The following is a 26990-nucleotide window of genomic DNA, read 5'->3' as shown; positions in this document are numbered from 1 at the left end:
ACGCCTCGAAGAACCGCGCCTTCAACACCGCGAAATCCACGATCCCCGCAACTCCCTGAACTCCAGGGTGTTGCGGGGATCGATAGAACCCGCCGGTGGGGCGCGGGGCCCCGCCGCCCGGCCGGGTCTCAGACCTCCAGCTCCGCCTCGATCTTCTTCAGCTGATGGCGGGCCATGGCCAGGTTGGCGCGGGCGGCGTCCAGCACCAGGTAGAGGAACAGGCCGTTGTTGCCGCGGGTCCTGAGCAGCCGGATCAGGTGGTACTGGGTGCCCAGGGTGATCAGGATGTCCTCGATCTCGTCCTGGATGCCCAGGTGTTCCATGGTGCGCAGCTTGGCCCGTACGACGTCGGTGTTGCCCGCAGCCGCGACCTCCAGGTTGAATTCCTTGCCGCCGCCGAGGGTGCCCAGCGCCATGCCGCTCGTGTAGTCGACGAGGGCGACACCGGTGGTGCCCTCGATGGACGTCATCGCTTCCTTCAGTGACGCTTCGGTGTTCGCCATGAGTGCTTGTTTCCTTTCCCTGACCGGCCGCGACGGCCGGTTCTGTTTCCTGGGTGCGAGAGCTGGGGGGGGGTGGGTCATGTCGTGCGGTGGGGCAGCGGACCGGGCTGCTGCGGGGGGCGCGGCGCGGGTGAGCGCGCGCCGGGAGGGGGCTGCTGAGGGGTGCGTTCCAGCGCGTCGTCGACGAGGCGGCCGATCCTGGCGCCGGCCCGGCGGCCCTCCAGATGGAGCCTGCCGACGTTGATCCGGTCCTCGGCCAGCAGGGTCAGGACGGCCGACGACCCCGCGGCGTACGCCGCGATGTAGCCCGTCTCGCCCCGGACGAGGAGTTCCCGGAAGCCGCCCCGGCCGGTCGCCTCCGTCATCCGGATCGAGACGCCGAGCGCGGCCGCGGTCAGTGCGGCGACGCCCTCGGCCTCCACCCCCGGGGTGTCATGGGCGAGAAGCAGACCGTCGGTGCTGGCCGCGAGGGCGCCGGCGAGAAGCGGCACCCGCGCCCGCAGCCGCTGGAGTTCGGCCAGGACGTCACGCACTTCGGCCTCGGGCACCATCAGCTGTCTCCTCCCGGCACGCTGTCTGAGCGCGCGTATCACAGGGCCTCCAATGCGTCTCGGAGCCGGCGCAACAGGGCGATGTCCGGGTCGGCCGTGACCTCGGGCAGCTCGATCCGGGGGCTCGCGGAGGCGGCCGGACCCATCGGCTGCGGGCCGGCCGCCTCCACCAGCCCGGAGGCGGCCAGCCGGCGCAGGTCCACCAGCGTGTGGAACGCCGACCGGCCCAGCTCCTGGGCGATGTCCGTCGCGGTGCGCACCCCGTCCACCTGCTCCAGCACCCGCTGCTGGCGCGGCGGCACGGGGGCGTCGACCGGGAGGCCGGTCCGTACCAGCGGGGCGCTGTCGCCCGCCGCCTCGGGCCAGATCCGGTCCAGCAGCTCCCGGCGCCGGAGCGTCTCGCGCTGCACGGCGTGCACGGGCACCGGACGGACCGGGCCGATCCAGTGGGCGACCCCGTAACGGAAGCGGGCCGGGGTCCGGGTCGGGGCGAGGGCGAAGAACGCCGCGTCGTACAGCGCCCCCAGATGGCACAGCTCCAGCGCGCCGCCCGCCACCCGGCCGCTGTCCACGAGGTAGCGGCCCACCCGCCGGTGGGCGCCCGCCTGGGCGACCGCGTCCCACCAGCCGTCGCGGTGCAGCGCGCCGCCCCGGGTGAGCAGGACATCGATCCCGGGTGTGGCCGGGCTCTCGGCGTGCACCACCTCGCCGTCCGCGAGGTAGAGGGTGCCCCGGTCGCGCATCAGGGCGCCGGTGGCCCGTTCGGCCGCGAGGCGCTGAAGCATCGGCGAGAGCGCGGCGGCGGGGGAGGGGGCGGGCGCGGGGGCGGTCGTCATGCCAGGACCAGCCGCTCGGCCATCTCACCCAGCCGTATCCGGGCCAGGGCGAGATTCCCCTCGGCCCGGTCGAGCCACAGGTGGAGGAAGACGCTGCTGTCGAAGTCCGTCTCGACGAACCGGAGGATGTGGTACCCGGCCCGGGTGGTGACGATGACGTCCTCGACCGGCGACTCGGTACTCGTAACTCCCGTGTCGTCGGCCTTGGCCGGCGGCCGAGGTGCGCCGGAGGCGAAGGCGGGCTGCTCGGCCGCCATCCGGGCCACCTCGGCCGTTTCGGCGGCGGTGGCCTCGTGATCGCCGTTGGGCGATTCACCGATGGTGCCGAGGGCGAGGCCGCTGGTCCAGTCGACCACGGCGGCACCACGGGCACCGGGCAGTCTCATCACATCGAGCAGGCACTCGTCGATTCCGGGCACGCGGACTCCCTTCCGACGCTGCGTGCGGCTGTGACCCAGAGGTTACGCAACGTGCTCAGACCTGGTGGAGGTTCTGGCATTTTCCACAGGTACATGCAGGTGGCCGGCGGAAAATGCCCCGCCGCACACCGGACGGAGCCCTTCCGGATGCCGGATTCAGGTCCTCCGGGTGCCGGGTCCGGGTCCTCCGGGCGCGGGGAGGCGGGGCCCGTGAAGACCGGCCGCGTCCCGCTGTTGACTGGAGCTATTCAGCCGATCAATATGTGAATAGAAAATTCACAGTCGCGAGGAGGCATTGCCATGTCAGGACCCCGCCCCGTACGGGCACCGCGCGGTACCGAGCTGAGCGCCCTGGGATGGCAGCAGGAAGCCGCGCTGCGGATGCTGCAGAACAACCTGGACCCCGAGGTCGCCGAGCACCCCGACAAGCTCGTCGTCTACGGCGGCACGGGCAAGGCGGCCCGCGACTGGCGCTCGTTCGACGCGATGGTGCGCACGCTGCGGACGCTCAAGCAGGACGAGACGATGCTCGTGCAGTCCGGGCGGCCGGTCGGCGTCATGCAGACCCATGAGTGGGCCCCGCGCGTGCTCATCGCCAACTCCAACCTGGTGGGCGACTGGGCGAACTGGGAGGAGTTCCGCCGCCTGGAGGCGCTCGGGCTCACCATGTACGGCCAGATGACCGCCGGATCGTGGATCTACATCGGCACCCAGGGCATCCTCCAGGGCACCTACGAGACCTTCGCCGCGGTCGCCGCCAAGAAGTTCGGCGGCACGCTGGCCGGGACGATCACGCTGACCGCCGGACTCGGCGGCATGGGCGGCGCCCAGCCGCTCGCCGTCACGATGAACGACGGCGTCGCGATCTGTATCGACGTGGACCCGCGCGCCATCGAGCGCCGCATCGAGCACCGCTTCCTGGACGTGAAGGCCGACAACCTGGAGCACGCCCTGCAGCTCGCCGTCGAGGCGCGGGACGCCCGCAAGCCGCTCTCCATCGGCCTGCTCGGCAACGCCGCGGAGCTGCTGCCCCGGATGCTCGCCGAGGGCGCGCCGGTCGACATCGTCACCGACCAGACCAGCGCGCACGACCCCCTCGCCTACCTGCCGGCCGGGGTCGACCTCGACGACATGGCCGACTACGCCGCCGAGAAGCCCGCCGACTTCACCCTGCGCGCCCGTGAGTCGATGGCGAAGCACGTCGAGGCGATGGTCGGCTTCATGGACGCGGGCGCCGAGGTCTTCGACTACGGCAACTCGATCCGCGGCGAGGCCCAGCTCGCGGGCTACGGGCGGGCCTTCGACTTCCCGGGCTTCGTGCCCGCGTACATCCGGCCGCTCTTCTGCGAGGGCAAGGGGCCGTTCCGCTGGGCGGCCCTGTCCGGCGAGGCGTCCGACATCCGCAAGACCGACAAGGCGCTGCTCGAACTCTTCCCGGAGAATGAGTCGCTGCACCGCTGGATCAAGATGGCCGGCGAGCGCGTCCAGTTCCAGGGGCTGCCCGCCCGCATCTGCTGGCTCGGATACGGCGAGCGGGACCGGGCCGGCGAGCGGTTCAACGACATGGTGGCCAGCGGTGAGCTGGCCGCGCCGCTGGCCATCGGCCGCGACCACCTGGACTGCGGCTCGGTGGCCTCCCCGTACCGGGAGACCGAGGCGATGCTCGACGGCTCCGACGCGATCGCGGACTGGCCGCTGCTGAACGCGATGGTGAACGTGGCGTCCGGCGCATCCTGGGTCTCCATCCACCACGGCGGCGGCGTGGGCATGGGGCGCTCCATCCACGCGGGCCAGGTGTCGGTGGCCGACGGTACGAAGCTGGCCGGCGAGAAGATCCGGCGGGTGCTGACGAACGACCCGGGCATGGGCGTCATCCGGCACGTGGACGCGGGGTACGACATCGCGGATTCGGTCGCCTCGGACAAGGGCGTGCGGGTGCCGATGCGGGAGGGCGAGGCGTGAGCGCCACGGGCGGATCGCGGCCCACCCCGTCCTTCCAGGAACTGTGGCGGGAGCTCGCTCCGATCGGACGGCACCCGGACAGCGGCGGCTACCGCCGATACGCCTGGACCGCCGCCGACACCGACTGCCGTGCGTGGTTCCGGGCCCAGGCCGAGGCGCGCGGGCTGGCCCTGGAGACCGACCGCAACGGCAACCAGTGGGCCTGGCTCGGCGACCCGCTGGCCGGGGACGCCGTCGTCACCGGCTCGCACCTCGACTCGGTGCCGGACGGCGGCGCCTTCGACGGACCGCTGGGCGTCGTCTCCTCCTTCGCCGCGCTCGATGAACTCCGCTACAGGGGTGTGGAGTTCACCCGGCCGCTGGCTATCACCAACTTCGGTGACGAGGAGGGCGCCCGGTTCGGCCTCGCCTGTGTCGGCTCCCGGCTCGCCGCCGGACAGCTGACCGTCGAGGCCGCGCACCGGCTGCGGGACGGGGACGGCGTCACACTCCCGCAGGCCATGGAGGCGGCCGGATACGACCCCGACGCCATCGGCCCCGACCCCGAACGGCTCGCCCGTATCGGCGCGTTCGTCGAACTCCACGTCGAGCAGGGCCGCGCCCTGGACCTCACCGGTGACCCCGTCGGCATCGCCTCCGCGATCTGGCCGCACGGCCGCTGGCGGTTCGACTTCCGGGGCGAGGCCAACCACGCGGGCACCACCCGGCTGGCCGACCGGCGCGACCCGATGCTCACGTACGCCGAGACGGTGCTCGCCGCCCGCCGGGAGGCGGAGCTGGCCGGCGCCCTCGCCACCTTCGGCAAGATCGCCGTCGAGCCGAACGGCGTCAACGCCATCCCCTCCCTCGTGCGCGGCTGGCTCGACTCCCGGGCCGCCGACCAGGACACCCTGGACACCGTCGTCACCGGGATCGAACGGGCCGCCAGGGAACACGCCGAACGGGCCGGAATCGATCTCGACGTCGTACGGGAGTCCTTCACGCCCGTGGTGGAGTTCCAGCACGCCCTGCGCGACGAGCTGGGCACGATCCTGAAGGGCGCCGCCCGGGGCAACGGCCGCGCCGCCCCCGTGCTCGGCACCGGAGCGGGACACGATGCGGGTATTTTGTCCGCTTCGACCCCTACCGCCATGCTGTTCGTCCGGAACCCCACCGGAATCTCGCACTCGCCGGCCGAGCACGCCGCCGAGGACGACTGCGTGGCCGGGGTGATCGCACTCGCCGATGTACTGGAAGGTCTCGCGTGCCGATGACGACGGAGTCCACGACGCAGCCGACTACGGAACCCGGCCCGCCGTCCACGACGGAGCCCGCGGCGCCGCAGTCCGCGGCCGGTCCGGCCCCGGACCCCACGGGCCGGCCCGTCACCGCGACGTACTGGCTCTCGCACGCCTGGCTCGGCACGCACGTCGAGCCGGGCGTCGTCCTGGAGGTGTCCGACGGCCTGATCGCCGGGGTGCGGACGGGAGTCGACTCCCCGCCGCCCGGCGCCACCGTGCTGCGCGGGCTCACCCTGCCCGGTCTCGCCAACACCCACTCGCACGCCTTCCACCGCGCCCTGCGCTCGACCGTCCAGGTCGGCTCCGGCACCTTCTGGACCTGGCGCGAGACCATGTACCAGGTCGCGGCCCGGCTCACCCCCGACACGTACTACGAACTGGCCCGCGCGGTGTACGCCGAAATGGCGCTGGCGGGCATCACCGCGGTCGGTGAATTCCACTACCTGCACCACGCGCCCGGCGGCACCCCCTACAGCGACCCGAACGCGATGGGAGTGGCCCTGATCGAGGCCGCCCGCGAGGCGGGCATCCGGATCACCCTCCTGGACACCGCCTACCTCGCCGCCGGGTTCGGCCGCCGCCCCTCCCAGTACCTGAAGCCGGACCGGCACCAACTGCGCTTCTCCGACACCACCGCCGACGCCTGGGCCGAGCGCGCCTCCCTCCTCAAGGGCGACGAGCACGCCCTGATCGGGGCGGCCGTCCACTCCGTGCGTGCCGTGCCCGCCGACCAGCTCGCCACCGTCGCGGCCTGGGCCCAGGAGAGGCGGGCGCCCCTCCACGTCCACCTCTCCGAGCAGACCGCGGAGAACGACGCCTGCCTCGCCGCCCACGGCCGCACCCCCACCCGGCTCCTCGCCGACCACGGGGTGCTCGGCCCGCGCACCACCGGCGTGCACAACACCCACCTCACCGACGAGGACATCGCACTGATCGGCTCCACGGCCACCGGCACCTGCATGTGCCCGACCACCGAACGCGACCTCGCCGACGGCATCGGCCCCGCCGTCGCCCTCCAGCGGGCCGGCTCCCCGCTCTCGCTCGGCAGCGACAGCCACGCCGTGATCGACCTCTTCGAGGAGGCCCGCGCGATGGAGCTCAACGAACGGCTGCGCACCCGGACCCGCGGCCACTGGACCGCGGCCGCGCTGCTGCGGGCCGCCTCCGCCGATGGCCACGCCGCCCTCGGCAGGCCCGAGGCGGGCATCCTCGAACCGGGTGCGCCCGCAGATCTGGCGACCGTGGCCCTGGACTCCGTCAGAACAGCGGGGCCGGTGCCGAGACTGGCTGCCGAGACGGCCGTATTCGCCGCCTCCGCGGCCGATGTGCGCCATACGGTGGTCGCCGGTCGGCACATCGTCCGCGACGGACACCACGCGCTGGTCGACGACGTACCCGGAGCGCTCGCGAAGGCCGTCGCGGCCCTGCACCACTGAGCAGCGCGGCGCGCAGCACCTCGCCGCCCCCACGCAAGGAGAGCAGTCCCCCGATGACGACGACCGCCATCACCCACATCTCCGCACTGGTCACCAACGACCCCTCCCTCGGCGACGGTTCCCCCCTCGGACTGATCCAGGACGCGGCCGTCGTCATCGAGGGCGACCGGGTCCTCTGGACCGGTGAATCCACCAAAGCACCCGCCACTGACAACGCCGTCGACGCGGCCGGCCGGGCCGTGATCCCCGGCTTCGTCGACTCCCACTCGCACCTCCTCTTCGCGGGCGACCGGACCCAGGAGTTCAACGCCCGGATGTCCGGCCGGGCCTACAGCGCGGGCGGCATCCGCACCACCGTCGCCGCCACCCGTGCCGCCACCGACGAGGAACTCGACGCCAACGTCGCCCGCTACCTCGCCGAGGCGCTGCGCCAGGGCACCACGACCTTCGAGACCAAGTCCGGCTACGGCCTCACCGTCGAGGACGAGGCCCGCGCCCTGCGCATCGCGGCCCGCCACACCGACGAGGTCACCTTCCTGGGCGCCCACATCGTCTCCCCGGACTACGCGGAGGATCCGGCCGGCTACGTCGACCTGGTCACCGGCCCGATGCTCGACGCCTGCGCCCCGTACGCCCGCTGGATCGACGTCTTCTGCGAGCGGGGCGCCTTCGACGGCGACCAGGCCCGCGCCGTCCTCACCGCCGGCCGCGCCAAGGGCCTGCACCCCCGCGTCCACGCCAACCAGCTCGGCCACGGACCCGGCGTCCAGCTCGCGGTGGAGCTGGACGCGGCCTCCGCCGACCACTGCACCCACCTCACCGACGCCGACATCGACGCCCTGGCCCAGTCCGCCACCGTCGCCACACTGCTCCCCGGCGCCGAGTTCTCCACCCGCGCCGCCTGGCCCGACGCGCGCCGCATCCTCGACGCGGGCGCCACCGTCGCGCTCTCCACGGACTGCAACCCGGGCTCCTCGTTCACCTCGTCCATGCCGTTCTGCGTCGCGCTCGCCGTGCGCGACATGGGCATGACCCCCGACGAGGCCCTCTGGTCCGCCACAGCGGGCGGTGCCGCGGCCCTGCGGCGTACCGACATCGGGCGCATCGTCCCCGGCGCCCGCGCGGACCTCGTGGTCCTGGACGCGCCCAGCCACGTCCACCTCGCCTACCGGCCCGGCGTTCCGCTGGTGCACCAGGTCTGGCGGCGCGGCGAGCGCACCGGCCCGCGCCACGCCGGCTGATACGGCTCAGCAACGCGGAAGGACCTGCCCCTTGTCCGGGGCAGGTCCTTTGTCCGGCAGTCCTCACGGGCGCGCCGTGAGGTGCCCGCTCATTCCTCCAGGGTCAGTCCCTTGCGGAGCTTGACCAGGGTGCGGGAGAGCAGCCGCGAGACGTGCATCTGCGAGATGCCGAGCTCCTCGCCGATCTCCGACTGCGTCATGTTGGCGACGAACCGGAGCGAGAGGATGGTCCGGTCGCGGCTGGGCAGCGAGGCGATCAGCGGCTTCAGGGACTCGACGTACTCGATGCCTTCGAGCCCGTGGTCCTCGTAACCGATCCGGTCGGCCAGCGCGCCGTCGTTCTCGTCCTCCTCGGGCTTGGCGTCCAGCGAGCTCGCGGTGTACGCGTTGCTCGCGGCCATGCCCTCGACGACTTCTTCGTTGCTGATGCCCAGGCGGTCGGCGAGCTCGCCCACGGTGGGCGCTCGGTCCAGCTGCTGGGCGAGCTCGTCGCCCGCCTTGGCCAGGTCGAGCCGCAGCTCCTGCAGGCGGCGCGGCACGCGCACGGACCAGCTGGTGTCGCGGAAGAAGCGCTTGATCTCACCGACGATCGTCGGCATCGCGAAGGTCGGGAACTCGACGCCCCGGCTGAGCTCGAAGCGGTCGATCGCCTTGATCAGGCCGATGGTGCCGACCTGGACGATGTCCTCCATCGGTTCGCTGCGGGAGCGGAACCGGGAGGCGGCGAACTTGACCAGGGCCATGTTCAGCTCGACGAGCGTGTTGCGTACGTAGGAGTACTCGTGGGTGCCCTCTTCGAGGGACTCGAGCCGGCCGAAGAGCGTCTTGGAGAGCGCCCTGGCATCCAGCGCGCCCATCTCGGACGCGGGCGGGATCTCGGGAAGGTCCACGAGTCCGCCGGTGGTGCTCCCGGTATCGCCGTACTCACTGCTGGTGGTGCTGGTGCTGATGCTGCTGCTCGAGCGCGCGCCGTCCGGGACGGCCGCGGCAGGGGAGTCTGATTCGGTCAGTCCCTGAGGACATGCTGACGTCGCGTTGTGGGTACGCGGTTCGTCGAGCCGGGGTGACATGGTCTCCTCCATCGTTCTCGGCATATGGCTGCCGATGCCCATACGTGTTCCTGCGGTGAAGCGGCGCCTCCAAAGCCGGCCATGTTTTTGGTGTCCCCCTACCCTTACCCGGTCCGTATGGGTCGTTACAAGCTCCAATTACCGCTAAATGTCCGCTTTGTTGAGGTCTTCGGCTACCGCGCGGCGCACGGAACGCGTACTGTTTCAAGAACGTCAGCGACAGCTGCAACGCATCTGCATGCACATTGATGCGGACAGTGACGATCGGTGAAGAGGGACGGGCATGGACCGCGGGACGGTCGGCAGTGCGAACCGGGGTCGGCTTCAGGTCGATGCCCGCACCGTGGGCCGCAGTGAGGTTGTCACACCGGTGGGTGAGCTCGATCACCACACGGCCGACCTGCTGCGCGAGCCTCTGGAGAGCGCGGTCCAGCAAGGGCGCGCGCGCCTGGTGGTGGACTGTTCGCGACTCGATTTCTGTGATTCCACCGGGCTGAACGTGCTGCTCGGTGCCCGCCTGAAGGCGGAGGCGGCCGGGGGAGGGGTCCATTTGGCCGGAATGCTGCCAGTGGTGGCGCGCGTATTCGAGATCACCGGGGCCGAGGCGGTTTTCACCGTTCACGGCTCCCTCGAAGAGGCCCTGGAAGACTGACCGCGGTGCGTTTCGACACCCCGTACGCCCCGCGTGTTGCTCGTGTCACGCGATCCGCGTAGCCGAAGTGGGTGTTGTCACGATTCCGCCGGGCAGGAGACACCCCGGTGAGTCATCTCGGCGAACCGCACGTTCCGTGTCCGTCCGGTGGCCGTATCGGCGTCCCTGTCTGAGTTCGTATGTGTATTCGTATCTGTATCTGTTCGATGGCGACATGGTGAATCGGTGAGGTGAAGCGCTGATGAGCACCACCCGGCAGCATCCGCCGGGCGACCTCGGCCGCGAGCCGGAGGGCGCCGGCAAGGGTGCGCGTGCCGACACGGGCTCCCGTGCGGACAAGGGCGTCGGCGCTTCCTCCGAAGGCGCGGCCGGTCCGGGCGAGCGGCAGTGGCGCACGCTGTCCCTGCGGCAGGTCAGCGGCATCGTGCCGACGGCCCGCGATTTCGCCCGTACGGCGCTCCAGGAATGGGGCTGGCTGCCCGCCTCGACCGCCGACCGCCGGGCGGCCGCGGAGGACGTCCTGCTGGTCGTCTCCGAGCTGGTCACCAACGCGTGCCTGCACGCGGAGGGCCCCGACGAGCTGCGTATCGGCTGCACGCCCAAGGCGCTGCGCGTCGAGGTTGTCGACGGCGGCGCGGGACAGCCCGCCCCGCGCACCCCGCACCGGGCCGGCCGGCCCGGCGGGCACGGCATGTTCATCGTGCAGCGGCTCTGCCTGGACTGGGGAGTCGCACGGGTGCCGGGCGCACCCGGCAAGACCGTCTGGGCGGAGCTGGCCGCCCCCGCATAGCCGACGCGGGCCTCCCCGTCCGCCCAGGGGCTGCACCCCCTGGGCCCCACGCACCTCGAAGAGCGCGCCGGATCGGCGCGCTCTTTGTCTTCCCTCCACAAGGCCCCGGGCGTACCTTGAGCGCCAAATCTGATGTGTCGTCAGCTATTTGGCCGCGCGGAAGCGGCGCACGGCGACTCCCGGCATGAGGGGAATTCGAGGTGTCGTACCAGAAGCGAACAGCTCTCGCGCTGGCGTCCGGGCTGGCGGGGGCGGTGGTGCTGATGGCCGCGCCCGCCGCCCACGCGACGGTCGTCGACGTCAACTACAAGTGCAAGACCCCGATCGGGGACAAGGCCGCCGTGTCGCCCATCGACATCAAGAGCGTCAAGAGCGACGGCGGCTACAAGCTCACCATGTCCTTCCAGAAGGGCGTCTCCTCCAGCCCGGTCGAACTGGGCAAGGGCGCGATGAACCCCAGCGCGGTGATCAAGGTGGGCGGCGCCGACCCGGGCCAGGTCCAGGTGGCCGGAGCGGCCAACTCCGCCGCGATCCCGGCCAACAGCCCCATCAAGATAAGTGACCTGTCGGGCACCTACACCCCGAAGAAGAGCGGCAAGGTCGACTTCACCGCCGGAGTGCTCACCATCAAGGCCCTCGGTACGACGACGACCTGCACCCCGTCCAACAACCCGGGTCCCTCGCTCACCCTCGACGTCAAGGCCGCGGGCGGAAGCGGGGGCGGCGGCGGGGGCGGCGGCGGGCAGAGCACGCCGGACGGCGGCAGCTCCCTGCCGAAGACCGGACCGCTCGACTCGGCGGTCGCGCTCGGCACGCTCGGCGGGACGGTGCTGCTGACCGGCGCCGCCGGAGTGCTCTGGCTGACCAGGCGCGGGCAGCGGGCCACGGGCTGACTCCCCGCGAACCGCAGCCGCCGTCACGCACCAGGGAGCCGCCCATGCCGCCGTTGACCGGTCACCTCACCCGCTTCGCGAAAGTCCCGTCCGCGCGGCGACGCCTGGCACGCTCGCTGGCCGTACCGCTGCTCGCCGCCCTGTGGTGGACCGCCGCCACGACCGGTGCGGCCGGTGCGACCGAGCACCCGGCCGCCCCGGCGTGGACGGCGCAGCCCGCGGCCAACGGCGCCGGCCGGGACGGCGGCAGGCCGTACTTCTACCTGGAGGGCCTGCCCGGCAGCGTCCTCCAGGACCGCCTCTCGGTCACCAACCCGGGCCCGGAGCCGCTGACCGTACGGCTGCGCGGCGCCGACGCGTACAACACCGCGAAGGGCGGCTTCGCGGTACGCGGCGCACACGGCTCCACCGGTACCGGGGCCTGGCTGCGGACGGCCACCGACAAGGTGACCGTGCCCGGCCGGACCCGCGCCGAGGTGCCCGTGTCCGTCACGGTGCCCGGCGACGCGCTGCCCGGCGACCACCCGGGCGCGATCGTCGCCGAGAGCGGCGGCCGCTCGGTGGGCGTCCGGGTCCAGCTGCGGGTCGGCGGGCCGACGCTGGCCGCGCTCACGGTCGAGGACGTCTCGGTGTCCGGCGGCACCATCCACTACACGCTGGTCAACCGGGGCAACGCGGTCCTCGCGCCCCGGCTCGCCGTCAGCGCCGACGGGGTGTTCGGCACGCTGCTGCGGCGCGACGCCCGCACGCTGCCCGTCGAGCTGCTGCCCGGCCAGCGGGCCCGGCTCACCGAACCGTGGCGGGACACCCCCGCTCTCGACTCAGCCACCGTCCGGCTGCGCGTGAGCGCGGCGGGCGGCGCGCACGACGAGGCGACGGCCCCGGCGCTCTTCGTCCCGTGGGTGCCGGTCACCGGGGGCGCGCTGCTGCTCCTGGCCGGGGCCGCAGCGGCCGCGTACGCCTACCGGCGGCGGGCGGCACGGCGCGACGGGCCCGACGACGGGGCCGCCTCGTCCCCTGACCTGCAACAGCACTCCGACGAGAGGCACTTGGTGAAGGCGGGAGCGCAATCGTGACTGGAAGGACCGGACCGGCGGCACTGCGCAGCGACGGCCGCGGGCGGGCGGCCCCGCTGCCCGCGGCCCTGCTCGCCGCACTGCTGGCCGCGATACTGCCCGCCCTGCTGCTGACCGCGGCCGGCGCCCACGCCGCCGGCCGCAGCGCGGCCGACCCGAAACCGGCGGTCACGCTCTCCGGGAAGCAGGCGGGCAAGGGCGGTGAGATCACCGTCAAGGGCACCGGCTGGCGGGCGGACACCCTGCTGATGATGCTGGTCTGCGGGCAGTCCAGCCCCGCGCGCGGAGTGATCGGCGGCACCAACTCCTGCGCCAACGCCGACGGCCGGGCCGTCACCACCGACTCCAAGGGCGCGTTCAGCAAGAAGCTGCCGGTCGCGGAGCCGCCCGTGCCGTGCCCCTGCGTGGTGCACGTCGCCACCGTCACCGGGGACCAGTCCGTGGCCGACGCGGTGTTCGTCGTCGCCGGACACCCCGTCGCCGCACTGCCCAAGGAGGACGGGAACGGGAAGCTCGCCGTCCTCGCCACCACCCGGCTGGAGGGCGACAGCGGGATCCTCACCTGGTTCGGTGCCCCGCCGTCCCGCCGCCTCGTCCTCACCGTCGGCAATCTGGGCTCCGCCGCGGTCAAGGACCCGGTCTTCCAGGTCGGCACCGCGCACGGCGTCTACGCCCCGCAGTGGGAGGAGCGGCAGTGGCGCGGCACCGTCGAGCCCGGCCGCAAGGCGCGGATCGAACTGCCCGTCGAGCTGACCGCCGGTGCCCACGGCGACTACCAGGTCTCGCTGAAGTACGGCACCAAGGTGCTGGCCGAACAGCCGTGGGGGGTCGGCCGGCCCTGGGGCGTGACGCTCTTCTGGATCCTGCTCTGCCTCGTCGTCCCCGCCGCCGTGTTCCGCATCGGCATGGCGGTCGTCGACAAGGTACGTCCGCGCTCCGCGCACGCGGCGGCCCGGCCGCGCCGGCGCCCGGACCGGTTGGCCGATGTGACGGCCCGGCTGCCGCGGCTGCGGCGGACACCCGCACCGTCCGAGGGCCCCGCGCCCTCGGCGGGCGCGGGCTCCACCACGGCCGCGCTGCCGTGGTTCACCCCTGATTCCGCACCGTCAGAGCACAGACCGACGACGAAGGGACATTCGTGAGTACGCAACGCAGGACGGTCGCGGCGGGAGTCGCGATGATGATCGGCGGGGCGGGCATGCTGCTGGCCGCGAGCCCTGCCCAGGCCGCCGACATCTCGTACAAGACGGAGTGCATCCCGCCGGCCATCTCCGGACTGCCGCCGGTGGAGGGCACCACACAGGTCCAGCTGACCGCACCCGCCGAGGCGAAGGTCGGGGACACCGTCGAGGTGGTGTGGAAGACGGTCGCGGCCGCCTCCAAGAACCCCGATGTCCTCGACCTGGACAAGGACACGGTCCAGCCGACCGGCACGATCAAGCTGGGCGGCGCCGCCACCGGCGATCTGAAGATGGAGGGACCGAGGCAGAATCCGGCGATCCCCAAGAACTCCGCGATGATCCTTTCGGACATGAAGGGCTCGCTGAAGCTGGAGAAGGCGGGTGACCTGACGCTGACGCCGGACGCGTACAACATCAACGTCTCCAAGCCGATCTCCACCGACACCAAGTGCACCCCCAAGGAGACGGTGAAGCCGGGCGCGACGATCAAGGTCACGGACGGCGGCGGTGGCACCACCGACGGCGGCACGGACACCGGTGGCACCACCGACGGCGGCACGGACACCGGTGGCACCACCGACGGCGGCACCGACGCCGGTGGCACGACCGACGGCGGCACGGACGCCGGTGGTACGGACACGGGCGGCACCGACACCGGCGGCTCGGACGCCGGCGGCGCCACCTCGGGTTCCGGCGGGACCGGCGGGGCCACCGACTTCCCGGGCAAGGAGGTCGCCGTCAACTTCACCTGCAAGTCGCCGGGGCCGCCCGACATCGCGGGCAAGGTGACGATCAACGCGAAGAAGAGCGGTGGCGGCTACGGGCTCACGGTCAAGACCGCCAAGGGCGTCATGAACAGCCCCGCGGACCTGCCGGCCGGTGCGCTCAAGCCGTCGATGCAGATCGTCATCGGCGGCGCCGACAAGGGCTCCGTGAAGGTCACCGGGCCGGGCAACCCCGCCCCCCTGAAGACGGGCAAGCCGGTCGACCTGCCCGACATGTCCGGTACCTACAAGCCGGGTGCCTCCGGCAAGTCGACCCTCACCCCGGGCACCCTGACGATCGACGTCACGCTCGGCGCCTCGAAGATCAACATTCCGTGCACGGTCAAGGGCGCCACCAAGGCGTCGCTCGAACTCGACACCACCGCCCAGCAGGGCGGTGCCTCCGGCGGCGGCGACACCACGGGCTCCGGCGGAGCCGCCGCCGCGGCGGGCGGCGGTACGGCCTCCGGCGGCGGCCTCGCGGCCACCGGTGCCGAGGACAACGGCGCCCTGCGCGCACTCGGCCTGGTCGCCGGTACGGCGATCCTGCTGGGCGGCGCGGTGTTCACGTTCACCCCGTGGCGCAGGCTGCGCTCCGGCCGGTGAGCTGAGGCCGACATAGGCAGGGGCCGCCGCACCGTGGAATCGGCGCGGCGGCCCCTGCCCTGTGGAGCGGCGAGGTCAGTTCGCGTCGCCCATGTGCTGCGTGACCTTCCTGCGGTACATCCAGATGCCGACACCGGCGATGACCGCGAGGACCGCCTCGAAGGCGACGGCCCCGGTGGTGTTCAGGTCGACACCCAGTTGCGGGGAGGTGAGCAGACCGGTCACCGAGTCGCCCGCGGTGACGGCGAGGAACCAGACGCCCATCATCTGGGAGCTGTACTTCGCCGGAGCCATCTTCGTGGTGACCGACAGGCCGACCGGCGAGAGGCAGAGCTCCGCGACGGTCTGGATGAAGTAGATCGCCACCAGCCACATCGGGCTGACCCGGCCGCCGTTGGCGGCGGTGTCGATCAGCGGGATCATGAAGACGACGAAGGAGATGCCGATCAGCACGAGGCTGGACGCGAACTTGACGGCGGTGCTCGGCTCCTTGCCCCGCCTGTTCAGCCACAGCCAGCCCGAGGCGACCACCGGGGCGATCGCCATGATGAAGACCGGGTTCAGCGACTGGTACCAGGACGTGGGGAAGTCGAACCCGAACAGGCTGTTCGTCGTCGAGTTCTCGCCGAAGATCGACAGGGTCGATCCGTTCTGGTCGTAGATCATCCAGAAGACGGCGGCGACCACGAAGAACCAGATGTAGCCCGACAGCTTGGACTGCTCGGTGTTCGTCAGCTCCTTGTCGCGCTTCATCCGTACCAGGACAGCGACCGGGATGATCAGCCCGGCGATGGTGATCGGCAGCAGTGCCCAGTCGGCGAAGTTGCCGGTCATGCCGAGCAGGCCGTAGAAGACCACCGCGACGATCAGCCAGATCAGGCCCTTGCGCAGAACCGAGCGCTTCTCCTGCTCCGTCGCCGGAGTGGAGACGACGTCGCTCTCCGGGCTCAGGGTGCGGGTGCCGAGCATGAACTGGGCGAGGCCCAGCGCCATGCCGATCGCGGCGAGCGCGAAGCCGAAGTGCCAGTTGACGTTCTCCCCGACGGTGCCGATGGTCAGCGGGGCGAGGAAGGCGCCGAGGTTGATCCCGATGTAGAAGAGCGTGAAGCCACCGTCACGGCGCGGGTCCTCCGGGCCGTCGTAGAGGTGGCCGACCATCGTGGAGATGTTGGCCTTCAGCAGACCGGAGCCGAGCGCGACGAGCACGAGTCCCGCGAAGAAGGTCGCGGAGTTGGGTACGGCGAGCGTGATGTGACCCAGGATGACCACGCCGCCACCGATGGCGACCGTCTTGCGCGGCCCCCAGAAGCGGTCGGCCATCCAGCCGCCGGGCATGGCGAGCAGGTAGACCATCGCCATGTAGACGGAGTAGATCGCCGTCGCCGTGGTGGCACTCATGTGCATGCCGCCGGGCGCGATCAGGTACAGCGGGAGCAGTGCCTTCATGCCGTAGAAGCTGTAGCGCTCCCACATCTCGGTCATGAAGAGCGTGGCCAGGCCCCGGGGGTGGCCGAGGAAGGTCTTCTCTACGCCAGGGGGGCTGGCAGGGTCCTTCGTCAGGCTGGACGCCATGGTCGATCCTTGCTTGCTCGGGACGCGGCGCCTCGTGAAGCGGTACGCGCCCGGTGGGGGGAGGCCGGCACCGACGCGGGTACGCCCACCACGTCGGGATCCACGCCCGGTGCCTTCGTTGGCGTTCCGGGCCCGGCCCACAGGTCATTCACTGGACTTCCGGGCTGGCGGGTACCAGCCCCGCACACAAAAGAGACCCTGGGCGCTAATAGCTGCCCAAAGGTCTTTGAGTAGTGCAACAGGCGTTGAGACACCATACGACACGACAGAAGCCGATATGAAAGGACTTGAGACATGGATCACAGGTAGGAGTGCAACCACACTCCCACATTCGAAGGTCTGGACCTGAACGGGGCGCAGACCCGCAGGGCTTTTGGATCACCTCACTCCTTGTCCGCTCCGCGGACTACCATCACTCCATGACCCGTGTACTGCTCGCCGAGGACGACGCATCCATCTCGGAGCCATTGGCCCGCGCCCTGCGTCGGGAGGGTTACGAGGTCGAGGTCCGCGAAGACGGTCCGACCGCTCTCGACGCCGGCCTCCAGGGCGGCATCGACCTGGTCGTACTCGACCTGGGGCTGCCCGGGATGGACGGCCTCGAAGTCGCCCGCAGGCTCCGTGCCGAGGGCCACACCGTGCCGGTGCTGGTGCTGACCGCCCGCGCCGACGAGGTCGACACGGTCGTCGGCCTCGACGCCGGCGCCGACGACTACGTCACCAAGCCCTTCCGCCTCGCCGAACTCCTGGCCCGGGTCCGGGCGCTGCTGCGCCGGGGCGCCACCGAGCCCGCCCCGCAGCCCGCCACCCACGGCGTCAGGATCGACGTCGAGTCGCACCGCGCCTGGATGGGCGACGAGGAACTCCAGCTCACCGCCAAGGAGTTCGACCTGCTGCGGGTCCTGGTCCGTGACGCGGGCCGGGTCGTCACCCGCGACCAGCTGATGCGCGAGGTCTGGGACACCACCTGGTGGTCCTCGACCAAGACCCTCGACATGCACATCTCCTGGCTCCGCAAGAAGCTCGGGGACGACGCCGCCAATCCGCGCTACATCGCCACCGTCCGGGGCGTCGGCTTCCGCTTCGAGAAGAGCTGACGTACAGAAACACTCATGCGCCGAAGACTGATCAACTCCACCCTCGCCGTGGTGCTCGTGGTGATCGCCGTCTTCGGCGTCTCCCTCGTCATCGTCGAGGCCCGCACCATCAGCAGCAGCGCCCAGGAGAGCGTCGACTCCGAGGCGCTGCGCGTGATCAGCGTCATCGAGAGCCGGCTCCTGGGCTCCGAGCGGATCAACCCCGGGGTGCTGGCCGAACAGGTCGACGACAAGCGCTACGCCCTGGTCAAGATGGTCGGTCGCGAACCCATCGAGGTGGGCGAGCGCCCGAGCGGCAGTGTGATCAGCGCCACCGAGGTGGGGGAGCACGGCGAGAAGGTCACCATCGAGGAGTCCCGCTCCGCCGTCACCCGCGAGGTCGGCCGCACCCTGATGATCATCGGCGCGGTGGCGCTCCTCGCCATCGTCTCCGCCGTCCTGCTGGCCGTGCGCCAGGCCAACAAGCTCACCTCGCCGCTCACCGACCTGGCCGAGACCGCGGAGCGCCTCGGCTCGGGAGACCCGCGCCCGCGCCACAAGCGGTACGGGGTGCCGGAGCTGGACCGGGTCGCCGACGTGCTCGACTCCTCCGCCGAACGGATCGCCCGGATGCTGACCGCGGAGCGCCGGCTCGCCGCCGACGCCTCGCACCAGCTCCGTACGCCGCTGACCGCGCTCTCCATGCGGATCGAGGAGATCTCGGTCACCGACGACCCGGAGACGGTCAAGGAGGAGGCGAACATCGCCCTCACCCAGGTCGAGCGCCTCACGGACGTGGTCCAGCGGCTGCTGACCAACGCCCGCGACCCGAGGACCGGCTCGGCGGTCGTCTTCGACCTCGACGAGGTGGTCAAGCAGCAGATCGAGGAGTGGCGCCCGGCCTACCGGGGCGAGGGCCGCGCGATCGTCCGCTCCGGCAAGCAGGGGCTGCGGGCCGTCGGCACCCCGGGAGCGGTCGCGCAGGTGCTGGCCGCGCTGATCGAGAACTCGCTGATGCACGGTGGCGGCACGGTCGCCCTGCGTACCCGGGTCACCGGCAACCAGGCGGTCATCGAAGTGACGGACGAGGGCTCCGGTGTCCCCGCGGACCTGGGTGCCCGGATCTTCGAGCGGACCATCAGCGGCCGCAACTCCACGGGGATCGGCCTCGCGGTCGCCCGCGACCTGGCGGAGGCGGACGGCGGCCGCCTCGAACTGCTCCAGCAGCAGCCTCCGGTCTTCGCCCTGTTCCTCAGCCGGGTCGCCCTGAACAGAAGAGAACCGGAACGCCCGGTGCGATGAGGTCGAGCACGTCCGGCGATCGAGGACAGAGCGTCAGCCCCGGACGCGTCCGGGGCTACCGCTGAGCCGTGTCCGCCTCGATCCGGACGGCGGGCGCGGGCACGACGGGCGCGGCCGCGGGCACGGCGGGGGCGGGCACGGATACCGCAGCCGTCCCCGCCGCCCCCGCTTCGCTCAGTACGGGCTCTTTGTCAGGCAGCGCCTTGAACACCCAGCTCCGGTACGACCAGAAGCGGAACAGCGTCGCGATCCCGATCCCGAGGATCTTGAAGACGTTGCTCTGCACCGGGGTGTCCCAGCCGAACCCGTACGTCGCCGCGTACAGCACACCCATCTCGATGACCGCACCCACCGCGCTGAACAGCAGGAACAGCGTCAGCTCGCGGGTCCGTCCGCTCTTGTCGCGGTCCCGGTAGGTCCAGTAGCGGAAGCCGACGTAGTTGCACAGGATGGCGACGAACGTGGCGAGCAGACCTGCCCGCACGGTCGGGATGTCCGTGTAGCGCCACAGCAGGTTGGATACGGCGATATTGACGACCAGACCGACCGCGCCGACCGCGCCGAACTTGGCGATCTCCCGGCCCAGCAGATCCAGCCGGACCCGCAGGCCCTGTCTGGAGTTCCCCCGCGGCGTCGCGGAGTCCGGTACCGCCGCCTCCGGCGTTGTCGTCAGTCGCGATGTTCCCCGAGCTCTCGGCTTCGCTCGAGCAGGGGAGGCCCCACCCGCCATCACTCCCTCCTCCGCCTTGGATCCGACGGCACCGGACTCCGCTCCTTCTCCCGCGCTGGAACTCCAGACAGGACCTGGTGCGCCCCGTTCACTCATGGTGATTGCTCAGCCCGTCTGTCGGTTCGTCTTCAGGTTCCGTCAACCCCGCCATGCTAACCAGCCCGCCGACCGCCCGCCCAGGAGTACCGGTACGGGTGTGGCGAGGCCGTGACGCCCGTACGGCGACTCCTGGGCGGGCGGATACCCTGGAGGAGTGACGTTCCCGGTAGTCGGCATGGTCGGTGGCGGTCAGCTCGCCCGTATGACCCACGAGGCGGGCATCCCCCTCGGCATCAAGTTCAAGCTCCTCAGCGACACCGCTCAGGACTCGGCGGCGCAGGTCGTGAATGAAGTCGTCGTGGGCGACTATCGCGACCTGGACACGCTGCGCGCCTTCGCGCGCGGCTGTGACGTGATCACCTTCGATCACGAACACGTGCCGACCGAGCACCTGCGGGCCCTGGAGGCGGACGGTATCCCCGTGCGCCCCGGCCCCGACGCGCTGGTGCACGCCCAGGACAAGGGGGTGATGCGCGCCAGGCTCACCGAGATCGGCGCGCCCTGCCCCCGCCACCGCATCGTGGAGGACCCGGCCGACGCCGCGGCCTTCGCGCACGAGGTCGGAGGCTTCCCCGTCATCCTCAAGACCGTGCGCGGCGGCTACGACGGCAAGGGCGTCTGGGTGGTCCGCTCCGAGGCGGACGCCGCCGACCCCTTCCGGGCCGGTGTCCCGGTCCTCGCGGAGGAGAAGGTCGACTTCGTACGGGAGCTGGCGGCCAACATCGTCCGCTCGCCGCACGGCCAGGCCGTCGCCTACCCGGTCGTCGAGTCCATCCAGGTGGACGGCGTCTGCGACACGGTGATCGCCCCGGCCCCCGAGCTGGACGAGCGGCTCGCCGGCGAGGCCCAGCAGCTCGCGCTGCGGATCGCGGCCGAGCTGGGCGTGGTCGGGCACCTCGCCGTCGAACTCTTCGAGACCCGCGACGGGCACATCCTCGTCAACGAGCTGGCGATGCGCCCGCACAACTCCGGGCACTGGACGCAGGACGGCGCGATCACCTCGCAGTTCGCCAACCACGTACGGGCCGTCCTGGACCTCCCGCTCGGAGACCCGCGCCCGCGCGCGGCCTGGACGGTCATGAGCAACGTCCTGGGCGGCGATTACCCGGACATGTACCAGGCGTACCTGCACTGCATGGCCCGCGACCCGCAGCTCAAGATCCACATGTACGGAAAGGACGTGAAGCCCGGCCGCAAGGTCGGCCACGTCAACACCTACGGCGACGATCTGGCGGACGTGCGCGAGCGCGCCCGTCACGCGGCCGACTACCTGCGAGGAACGATCACCGAATGACTTCCCCCGCCTCCGCCGCACCGGTCGTCGGCATCGTCATGGGCTCCGACTCCGACTGGCCCGTCATGGAAGCGGCGGCCAAGGCACTCGACGAGTTCGAGATCCCCTACGAGGTCGACGTCGTCTCCGCCCACCGCATGCCGCGCGAGATGATCGCGTACGGCGAGAACGCGGCGGGCCGCGGCCTGCGGGCGGTCATCGCGGGTGCGGGCGGCGCGGCCCACCTGCCCGGCATGCTCGCCTCGGTCACCCCGCTGCCGGTCATCGGCGTACCGGTGCCGCTGAAGTACCTGGACGGCATGGACAGCCTCATGTCCATCGTGCAGATGCCCGCCGGCATCCCGGTCGCCACCGTCTCCATCGCGGGGGCGCGCAACGCCGGCCTGCTGGCCGTCCGCATCCTCGCGGCCCAGGACGCGGAGCTGCGGACCCGCATGACGGAGTTCCTCTCGGACCTGAACGACCAGGCCACCGAGAAGGGCAAGCGGCTGCGTACCAAGGTGCAGGGCGCCGATTCCTTCGGCTTCGGAAAGTAGGGCAGTGATGGACCAGCTGGAGCGGGCCCGGGAACTCCTCGCGGAGCACCCCGTCGTGGACGGCCACAACGACCTGCCGTGGGCGCTGCGCGAACAGGTCAACTACGACCTGGACGCCCGCGACATCGCCACCGACCAGTCGGCCCATCTGCACACCGACATCCCCAGGCTGCGTGCGGGCGGCGTCGGAGCCCAGTTCTGGTCCGTCTACGTACGGTCGGACATGGCGGGCGAGGACGCCGTCAGCGCCACCCTGGAACAGATCGACGCGGTCGCCGAGCTGCTGGCCCGCCACCCCGGCGACCTGCGCCGCGCGCTGACCGCCGACGACATGGAGGCGGCCCGCGCCGAGGGCCGCATCGCCTCCCTGATGGGCGCCGAGGGCGGCCACTCCATCAACAACTCGCTGGGCACCCTGCGCGCCCTGCACACCCTCGGCGTCCGCTACATGACGCTGACCCACAACGACAACATCGCCTGGGCGGACTCCGCGACCGACGAGCCGGGCGTCGGCGGGCTCTCCCCGTTCGGCCACGAGGTCGTACGGGAGATGAACCGCACCGGGATGCTGGTCGACCTCTCGCACGTGGCGGCCACGACGATGCGCGACGCCCTGCGCACGTCCACCGCGCCGGTGATGTTCTCGCACTCCTCGGCGCGGGCGATCTGCGACCACCCGCGCAACATCCCCGACGACGTCCTCGCCCAGCTCCCGGCCAACGGCGGCATCGCCATGGCGACCTTCGTGCCGAAGTTCGTCCTGCCGGAGGCCGTCGCCTGGACGAAGTCCGCCGACGAGAACATGCGCGCCCAGGGCCTGCACCACCTGGACACCACCGAGCGGGGCATGAAGGTCCACGCCGTGTTCGAGGCGGCGAACCCCCGCCCGATGGCGACCGTGGCCACGATCGCGGACCACCTCGACCACATGCGCGAGGTCGCCGGGATCGACCACATCGGCATCGGCGGCGACTACGACGGCACCGCGTTCCTCCCGCAGGGCCTTCAGGACGTCGCGGGCTACCCGAACCTGATCGCGGAGCTGCTCGGCCGAGGCTGGTCCGCCGCCGACCTGGCCAGGCTCACCTGGCAGAACGCGGTGCGGGTGCTGCGCGCGGCCGAGGACGTCTCGCGCGAGCTGTCCGCCCGCCGGGGCCCGTCCCACGCCACGATCGAACAGCTGGACGCCCCGGACCCGACGGCCTGAGCCGGGACCGGGGCGCCCGGCGCCTCGCGTCTCTCCAGTGCCGCGTCAGTCAGGGTTTGCCCGTCAAGGAGCGGCGTCAGGTGCGTGCTCTCGGCGTGCCGGCCGGAAGCCCTTGTACTGGATGTACTTGGGTTTTCGGCCGGTGCGGCGAGAGTGCGTGCCGGGCGTCGCGACGGGGCGGACCTTGGCTGCCGCGGCACTAGCAGGCGCAGAGACAGAACGGGTGACCTGCGGGATCGGCGTACACCCGGAAGGTCCGCTCCCGGTCATCCGCTTCGAGCACCGTCGCACCCAGCGCCAGCACCTCCCGCTCGGCCGCGTCCAGATCCGGCACGGTCAGATCCAGATGGAACTGCTGCGAAGCCTCCGGACGCGGCCACTTCGGCGGGACGAAGCCGGGCGCGGCCTGGAAGGCGAGCGGAGTGCCGGTTCCTCCGGTGAGTTCCACCCAGTCCCCGTGCTCCTCGATCTTTCCGCCGAGCAGTCCGGCGTAGAAACCGGCCAGGGCGACGGGATCGGGGCAGTCCAGAACGACGGCACCCAGTACGGCAACAGCCATGACGCTTCCTCCTCGGGCAGATGCGGACAGGGAGTTACTGGTTAAGACGCTCAACCAGTAACCGTTACTGCATGCTCCCCCAATGGAGGTAACGTCGCAACCATGAATGAGAGGGATTCCGCGCCCGGCGGACTCGCGCTGATCGAAGTCCTGGTCAACACCCTGGACGTGGAGACCGGCGCGGACACCCTCGACACGGCCGACGGACGCGCCGCTCTGGACCTCGCCGAGCCGGACGTCCCGGCGGCCCGCGCGCTCCGTGAGGCCCTGCGTGCCGTCTGCCTGGCCCACGCGGGCCACCGCCCGCCCGAGGAGGACTCGGTGTCCCTGCTGGACCGGCTGCTGGCCGACGCGCCGCTGCGGGTCCGCGTGGACGAGGAGGGCGCGGCGGTGCTGCGCGCGGTGGAGGAGCCGCCCGGACTGACCGCCCGGGTCGCGACGGCCATCGCCGCCGCATCGGCGGACGGGACCTGGGACCGGCTCAAGGTGTGCGAGGCGGCGGACTGCCGCTGGGCCTATTACGACCGCAGCCCGGCGGGGCGGCGCCGCTGGTGCTCGATGTCGGTGTGCGGCGCCCGCGCGAAGATGCGCACGTACCGCGCGAAGCGCGGCTGAAGCGCGACGGGCGGGGGAGCAGCCTCCGCCCCTAGGCCTTCGGGCGTCCCATCGCCCGGAACGTCCACCCGGCCTCGCGCCACACCACCGGGTCCAGCGCGTTGCGCCCGTCCAGGATGAGCTTGCGGCCCGCGGCCTCGCCCAGCGCCGCCGGGTCCAGCTCGCGGAACTCGCTCCACTCCGTCAGGTGCAGCACCACATCCGCGCCGCGCACCGCGTCCAGGGCGCTGTCCGCGTAACCGAGCGTGGGGAAGAGGCGGCGGGCGTTGTCCATGCCCTTGGGGTCGAAGACGGTGACCTGGCCGCCCTGGAGGTGGATCTGCCCGGCGACGTTCAGTGCGGGCGAATCGCGTACGTCGTCCGAGTCGGGCTTGAAGGTGGCGCCCAGGACGCCCACCCGCTTGCCGAGGAACGAGTCGCCGCCGACGGCCTCCCTGGCCAGCTCCACCATGTGGCCGCGGCGCCGCATGTTGATGGAGTCGACCTCGCGCAGGAACGTCAGCGCCTGGTCGGCGCCCAGCTCACCGGCGCGCGCCATGAAGGCGCGGATGTCCTTGGGCAGGCAGCCGCCACCGAAGCCGATGCCCGCGCGCAGGAACTTCTTCCCGATCCGCTCGTCGTGGCCGATCGCCTCGGCCAGCTTGACGACGTCACCGTCGGCGGCCTCGCAGACCTCCGCCATGGCGTTGATGAAGGAGATCTTGGTGGCCAGGAAGGAGTTGGCCGAGGTCTTCACCAGTTCGGCGGTCGGGAAGTCCGTCACCACGAACGGGGACCCCTCCGAGACCGGCCCGGCGTAGACCTCGCGCAGCAGCTTCTCGGCCCGCTCGCTCTCCACGCCGACGACGATCCGGTCCGGGTGCAGGGTGTCCTTGACGGCGAAGCCCTCGCGGAGGAACTCCGGGTTCCACGCCAGCTCGGCGCCGTCGCCCGCGGGCGCGAGCTCGGTGAGCCGCGCGGCGAGCCGGGCGGCGGAGCCGACCGGCACCGTGGACTTGCCGACGACCAGGGCCGGCCTGGTCAGAAGCGGTGCGAGCGATTCGAAGGCGCTGTCCACGTAGCTCATGTCGCAGGCGTACTCGCCGTGCTTCTGCGGGGTGTTCACGCAGACGAAGTGCACATCACCGAATTCCGCCACCTCTTCCCACGAGGTGGTGAAGCGCAGCCGCCCGCTGGCGCCCTCGATGCCGGCGACATGCTTCTTCAGGATCTCTTCCAGCCCCGGCTCGTACATCGGGACCCGGCCGGCCGAGAGCATCTCGATCTTCTCGGGCACGACGTCGAGCCCGAGCACCTCGAAGCCCAGTTCGGCCATGGCCGCGGCGTGGGTGGCGCCGAGGTAGCCGGTGCCGATCACAGTGATCCTGAGGGCCATGTAGTGCTCCTGTGAGATGCGGGCAGACGTGCGGTGAACGAGCATAGTCGTGCCCCTGAATCGCTCCATTCCGGCTGTCGCGAAGCTCACGGCCCCAGCTCGTATGCCATTGCGGGGGCGGGCGCCTAAAATTAGGTTACTTAACGGTAGTTAGCTGCATCCTGGGGAGTGAGAGTCTTGGCGGGTTCGACCGATTTCGACCTGTACCGTCCGGCCGAGGAGCACGAGATGCTCCGTGAGACGGTGCGTGCGCTCGCCGAGGCGAAGATCGCCCCGCACGCGGCCGCGGTCGACGAGGAGGCCCGCTTCCCGCAGGAGGCGCTGGACGCCCTCACCGCCGCCGACCTGCACGCCGTCCACGTACCCGAGGAGTACGGCGGCGCCGGCGCCGACGCGCTCGCCACGGTCATCGTGATCGAGGAGGTGGCCCGCGCCTGCGTCTCCTCCTCCCTCATCCCGGCCGTGAACAAGCTCGGCTCGCTCCCGGTGATCCTCTCCGGGTCCGAGGACCTGAAGAAGAAGTACCTGGGCCCGCTGGCCAAGGGCGACGCCATGTTCTCGTACGCCCTCTCCGAGCCCGACGCGGGCTCCGACGCGGCGGGCATGAAGACCAAGGCCGTCCGCGACGGCGACTTCTGGGTCCTCAACGGCGTGAAGCGCTGGATCACCAACGCGGGCGTCTCCGAGTACTACACGGTCATGGCGGTCACCGACCCGGCCAAGCGCTCCAAGGGCATCTCGGCCTTCGTCGTCGAGAAGTCGGACGAGGGCGTCTCCTTCGGTGCCCCGGAGAAGAAGCTCGGCATCAAGGGCTCCCCGACCCGCGAGGTCTACTTCGACAACGTCCGCATCCCCGCCGACCGCATGATCGGTGAGGAGGGCACCGGCTTCGCCACCGCGATGAAGACCCTGGACCACACCCGCATCACGATCGCCGCCCAGGCCCTCGGCGTCGCCCAGGGCGCGCTGGACTACGCCAAGGGCTACGTCCAGGAGCGCAAGCAGTTCGGCAAGCCGATCGGTGACTTCCAGGGCATCCAGTTCATGCTCGCGGACATGGCCATGAAGCTGGAGGCGGCCCGCCAGCTCACGTACTCGGCCGCCGCCAAGTCCGAGCGCCTCGACGCCGACCTCACCTTCTTCGGCGCCGCGGCCAAGTGCTTCGCGTCCGACGTCGCGATGGAGGTCACCACGGACGCGGTCCAGCTGCTCGGCGGCTACGGCTACACGCGGGACTACCCGGTGGAGCGGATGATGCGCGACGCCAAGATCACCCAGATCTACGAGGGCACGAACCAGGTCCAGCGGATCGTCATGGCACGCAACCTGCCGTAACGACATCACGCATCACGCATCACGCATCAC

The 26990-nt window shown here is 71.3% G+C and carries 26 protein-coding genes; 17 read left to right on the top strand and 9 right to left on the bottom strand.

Features of this window, described 5'->3' with window-relative positions:
* Window positions 1-128: 128 nt before the first annotated feature.
* From ACGFU6_RS35935 to ACGFU6_RS35920, 4 genes are all read right to left on the bottom strand, one after another.
* Entirely contained in the window at window positions 129-503 is a 375-nt protein-coding gene (locus ACGFU6_RS35935) for a hypothetical protein (protein ID WP_393616758.1), read from the bottom strand.
* A 77-nt stretch (window positions 504-580) separates the two neighbouring features.
* On the bottom strand, window positions 581-1054 hold the full coding sequence (locus ACGFU6_RS35930) for a roadblock/LC7 domain-containing protein (protein ID WP_393616757.1): 474 nt from the start codon (window positions 1052-1054) through the stop codon (window positions 581-583).
* Window positions 1055-1092: 38 nt separating this feature from the next.
* Window positions 1093-1890 (bottom strand): transcriptional regulator, encoded by a 798-nt coding sequence (locus ACGFU6_RS35925; protein WP_393616756.1) that lies wholly within the window; start codon window positions 1888-1890, stop codon window positions 1093-1095.
* Complete coding sequence (locus tag ACGFU6_RS35920) at window positions 1887-2309, bottom strand: hypothetical protein (protein WP_393616755.1); 423 nt, start codon at window positions 2307-2309, stop codon at window positions 1887-1889. Before ACGFU6_RS35920 ends, ACGFU6_RS35925 begins: the two co-directional genes overlap by 4 nt.
* Window positions 2310-2609: 300 nt before the next feature.
* Here ACGFU6_RS35920 and hutU point away from each other — a divergent pair, with 300 nt between their 5' ends.
* Genes hutU through hutI form a run of 4 tightly spaced genes read left to right on the top strand, consistent with a single transcriptional unit; the run spans window position 2610 to window position 8228 of the window.
* Entirely contained in the window at window positions 2610-4271 is a 1662-nt protein-coding gene (gene hutU, locus ACGFU6_RS35915; RefSeq protein ID WP_393616754.1) for a urocanate hydratase, read from the top strand.
* Window positions 4268-5524: an allantoate amidohydrolase gene (locus ACGFU6_RS35910; RefSeq protein WP_393616753.1), complete on the top strand. Its 1257-nt coding sequence runs from the start codon at window positions 4268-4270 to the stop codon at window positions 5522-5524. The genes hutU and ACGFU6_RS35910 overlap by 4 nt, the downstream gene beginning before the upstream one ends.
* On the top strand, window positions 5521-6987 hold the full coding sequence (locus ACGFU6_RS35905) for a formimidoylglutamate deiminase (protein ID WP_393616752.1): 1467 nt from the start codon (window positions 5521-5523) through the stop codon (window positions 6985-6987). Before ACGFU6_RS35910 ends, ACGFU6_RS35905 begins: the two co-directional genes overlap by 4 nt.
* Window positions 6988-7040: 53 nt before the next feature.
* Entirely contained in the window at window positions 7041-8228 is a 1188-nt protein-coding gene (hutI, locus tag ACGFU6_RS35900; RefSeq protein WP_393616751.1) for an imidazolonepropionase, read from the top strand.
* Between the two features lie 89 nt (window positions 8229-8317).
* On the opposite strand, the gene ACGFU6_RS35895 is transcribed toward hutI, so the two are convergent.
* Entirely contained in the window at window positions 8318-9298 is a 981-nt protein-coding gene (locus tag ACGFU6_RS35895; RefSeq protein WP_393616763.1) for an RNA polymerase sigma factor SigF, read from the bottom strand.
* 283 nt (window positions 9299-9581) lie between these two features.
* On the opposite strand from ACGFU6_RS35895, the gene ACGFU6_RS35890 reads away from it, so the two are divergent.
* The 6 genes from ACGFU6_RS35890 (at window position 9582) to ACGFU6_RS35865 (ending at window position 15260) form a co-directional block, all read left to right on the top strand.
* On the top strand, window positions 9582-9950 hold the full coding sequence (locus ACGFU6_RS35890) for an STAS domain-containing protein (RefSeq protein WP_393616750.1): 369 nt from the start codon (window positions 9582-9584) through the stop codon (window positions 9948-9950).
* A 241-nt stretch (window positions 9951-10191) separates the two neighbouring features.
* On the top strand, window positions 10192-10740 hold the full coding sequence (locus ACGFU6_RS35885) for an ATP-binding protein (protein ID WP_393616749.1): 549 nt from the start codon (window positions 10192-10194) through the stop codon (window positions 10738-10740).
* Between the two features lie 200 nt (window positions 10741-10940).
* Window positions 10941-11633, top strand: coding sequence for a peptidase (locus tag ACGFU6_RS35880; protein WP_393616748.1), 693 nt, complete (start codon window positions 10941-10943; stop codon window positions 11631-11633).
* Window positions 11634-11677: 44 nt separating this feature from the next.
* Window positions 11678-12709: a hypothetical protein gene (locus ACGFU6_RS35875; RefSeq protein WP_393616747.1), complete on the top strand. Its 1032-nt coding sequence runs from the start codon at window positions 11678-11680 to the stop codon at window positions 12707-12709.
* Window positions 12706-13851 (top strand): hypothetical protein, encoded by a 1146-nt coding sequence (locus tag ACGFU6_RS35870; protein WP_393616746.1) that lies wholly within the window; start codon window positions 12706-12708, stop codon window positions 13849-13851. The genes ACGFU6_RS35875 and ACGFU6_RS35870 overlap by 4 nt, the downstream gene beginning before the upstream one ends.
* A 38-nt stretch (window positions 13852-13889) precedes the next feature.
* Window positions 13890-15260, top strand: coding sequence for a hypothetical protein (locus tag ACGFU6_RS35865; RefSeq protein ID WP_393616762.1), 1371 nt, complete (start codon window positions 13890-13892; stop codon window positions 15258-15260).
* Window positions 15261-15335: 75 nt separating this feature from the next.
* Here the strand turns inward: ACGFU6_RS35865 and ACGFU6_RS35860 are convergent, their stop codons facing one another.
* Window positions 15336-16832, bottom strand: a complete 1497-nt coding sequence (locus tag ACGFU6_RS35860) for a peptide MFS transporter (RefSeq protein WP_393616745.1) — start codon at window positions 16830-16832, stop codon at window positions 15336-15338.
* Between the two features lie 419 nt (window positions 16833-17251).
* Between ACGFU6_RS35860 and ACGFU6_RS35855 the strand changes: the two genes are divergently transcribed.
* Complete coding sequence (locus ACGFU6_RS35855) at window positions 17252-17929, top strand: response regulator transcription factor (RefSeq protein ID WP_018524728.1); 678 nt, start codon at window positions 17252-17254, stop codon at window positions 17927-17929.
* Between the two features lie 15 nt (window positions 17930-17944).
* Window positions 17945-19210 (top strand): ATP-binding protein, encoded by a 1266-nt coding sequence (locus ACGFU6_RS35850; protein WP_393616744.1) that lies wholly within the window; start codon window positions 17945-17947, stop codon window positions 19208-19210.
* A gap of 55 nt (window positions 19211-19265) precedes the next feature.
* Here the strand turns inward: ACGFU6_RS35850 and ACGFU6_RS35845 are convergent, their stop codons facing one another.
* Window positions 19266-19940, bottom strand: coding sequence for a GtrA family protein (locus tag ACGFU6_RS35845; protein ID WP_393616743.1), 675 nt, complete (start codon window positions 19938-19940; stop codon window positions 19266-19268).
* A 253-nt stretch (window positions 19941-20193) separates the two neighbouring features.
* Between ACGFU6_RS35845 and ACGFU6_RS35840 the strand changes: the two genes are divergently transcribed.
* From ACGFU6_RS35840 to ACGFU6_RS35830, 3 genes are read left to right on the top strand one after another with little or no spacing between them, the layout of a single operon-like run.
* The gene (locus ACGFU6_RS35840) at window positions 20194-21333 is read left to right on the top strand and encodes a 5-(carboxyamino)imidazole ribonucleotide synthase (protein ID WP_393616742.1); all 1140 of its coding nucleotides are present in this window, start codon (window positions 20194-20196) and stop codon (window positions 21331-21333) included.
* Window positions 21330-21869: a 5-(carboxyamino)imidazole ribonucleotide mutase gene (gene purE / locus ACGFU6_RS35835; RefSeq protein ID WP_393616741.1), complete on the top strand. Its 540-nt coding sequence runs from the start codon at window positions 21330-21332 to the stop codon at window positions 21867-21869. The genes ACGFU6_RS35840 and purE overlap by 4 nt, the downstream gene beginning before the upstream one ends.
* 7 nt (window positions 21870-21876) lie before the next feature.
* Window positions 21877-23076 (top strand): dipeptidase, encoded by a 1200-nt coding sequence (locus tag ACGFU6_RS35830; protein ID WP_393616740.1) that lies wholly within the window; start codon window positions 21877-21879, stop codon window positions 23074-23076.
* Window positions 23077-23275: 199 nt separating this feature from the next.
* Here ACGFU6_RS35830 and ACGFU6_RS35825 read toward each other — a convergent pair whose 3' ends face one another.
* Window positions 23276-23635 (bottom strand): VOC family protein, encoded by a 360-nt coding sequence (locus ACGFU6_RS35825; protein ID WP_393616739.1) that lies wholly within the window; start codon window positions 23633-23635, stop codon window positions 23276-23278.
* A gap of 102 nt (window positions 23636-23737) precedes the next feature.
* Here ACGFU6_RS35825 and ACGFU6_RS35820 point away from each other — a divergent pair, with 102 nt between their 5' ends.
* Complete coding sequence (locus tag ACGFU6_RS35820) at window positions 23738-24250, top strand: CGNR zinc finger domain-containing protein (protein ID WP_393616738.1); 513 nt, start codon at window positions 23738-23740, stop codon at window positions 24248-24250.
* Between the two features lie 31 nt (window positions 24251-24281).
* Here ACGFU6_RS35820 and ACGFU6_RS35815 read toward each other — a convergent pair whose 3' ends face one another.
* The gene (locus ACGFU6_RS35815) at window positions 24282-25625 is read right to left on the bottom strand and encodes a UDP-glucose dehydrogenase family protein (protein ID WP_393616737.1); all 1344 of its coding nucleotides are present in this window, start codon (window positions 25623-25625) and stop codon (window positions 24282-24284) included.
* 177 nt (window positions 25626-25802) lie between these two features.
* Between ACGFU6_RS35815 and ACGFU6_RS35810 the strand changes: the two genes are divergently transcribed.
* Complete coding sequence (locus ACGFU6_RS35810) at window positions 25803-26960, top strand: acyl-CoA dehydrogenase (protein WP_393616736.1); 1158 nt, start codon at window positions 25803-25805, stop codon at window positions 26958-26960.
* Window positions 26961-26990 lie beyond the last annotated feature (30 nt).

The sequence above is a fragment of the Streptomyces sp. NPDC048462 genome (assembly GCF_043200175.1).
GTDB lineage: Bacteria > Actinomycetota > Actinomycetes > Streptomycetales > Streptomycetaceae > Streptomyces.
This window is presented reverse-complemented; position numbering and strand designations above follow the sequence as displayed.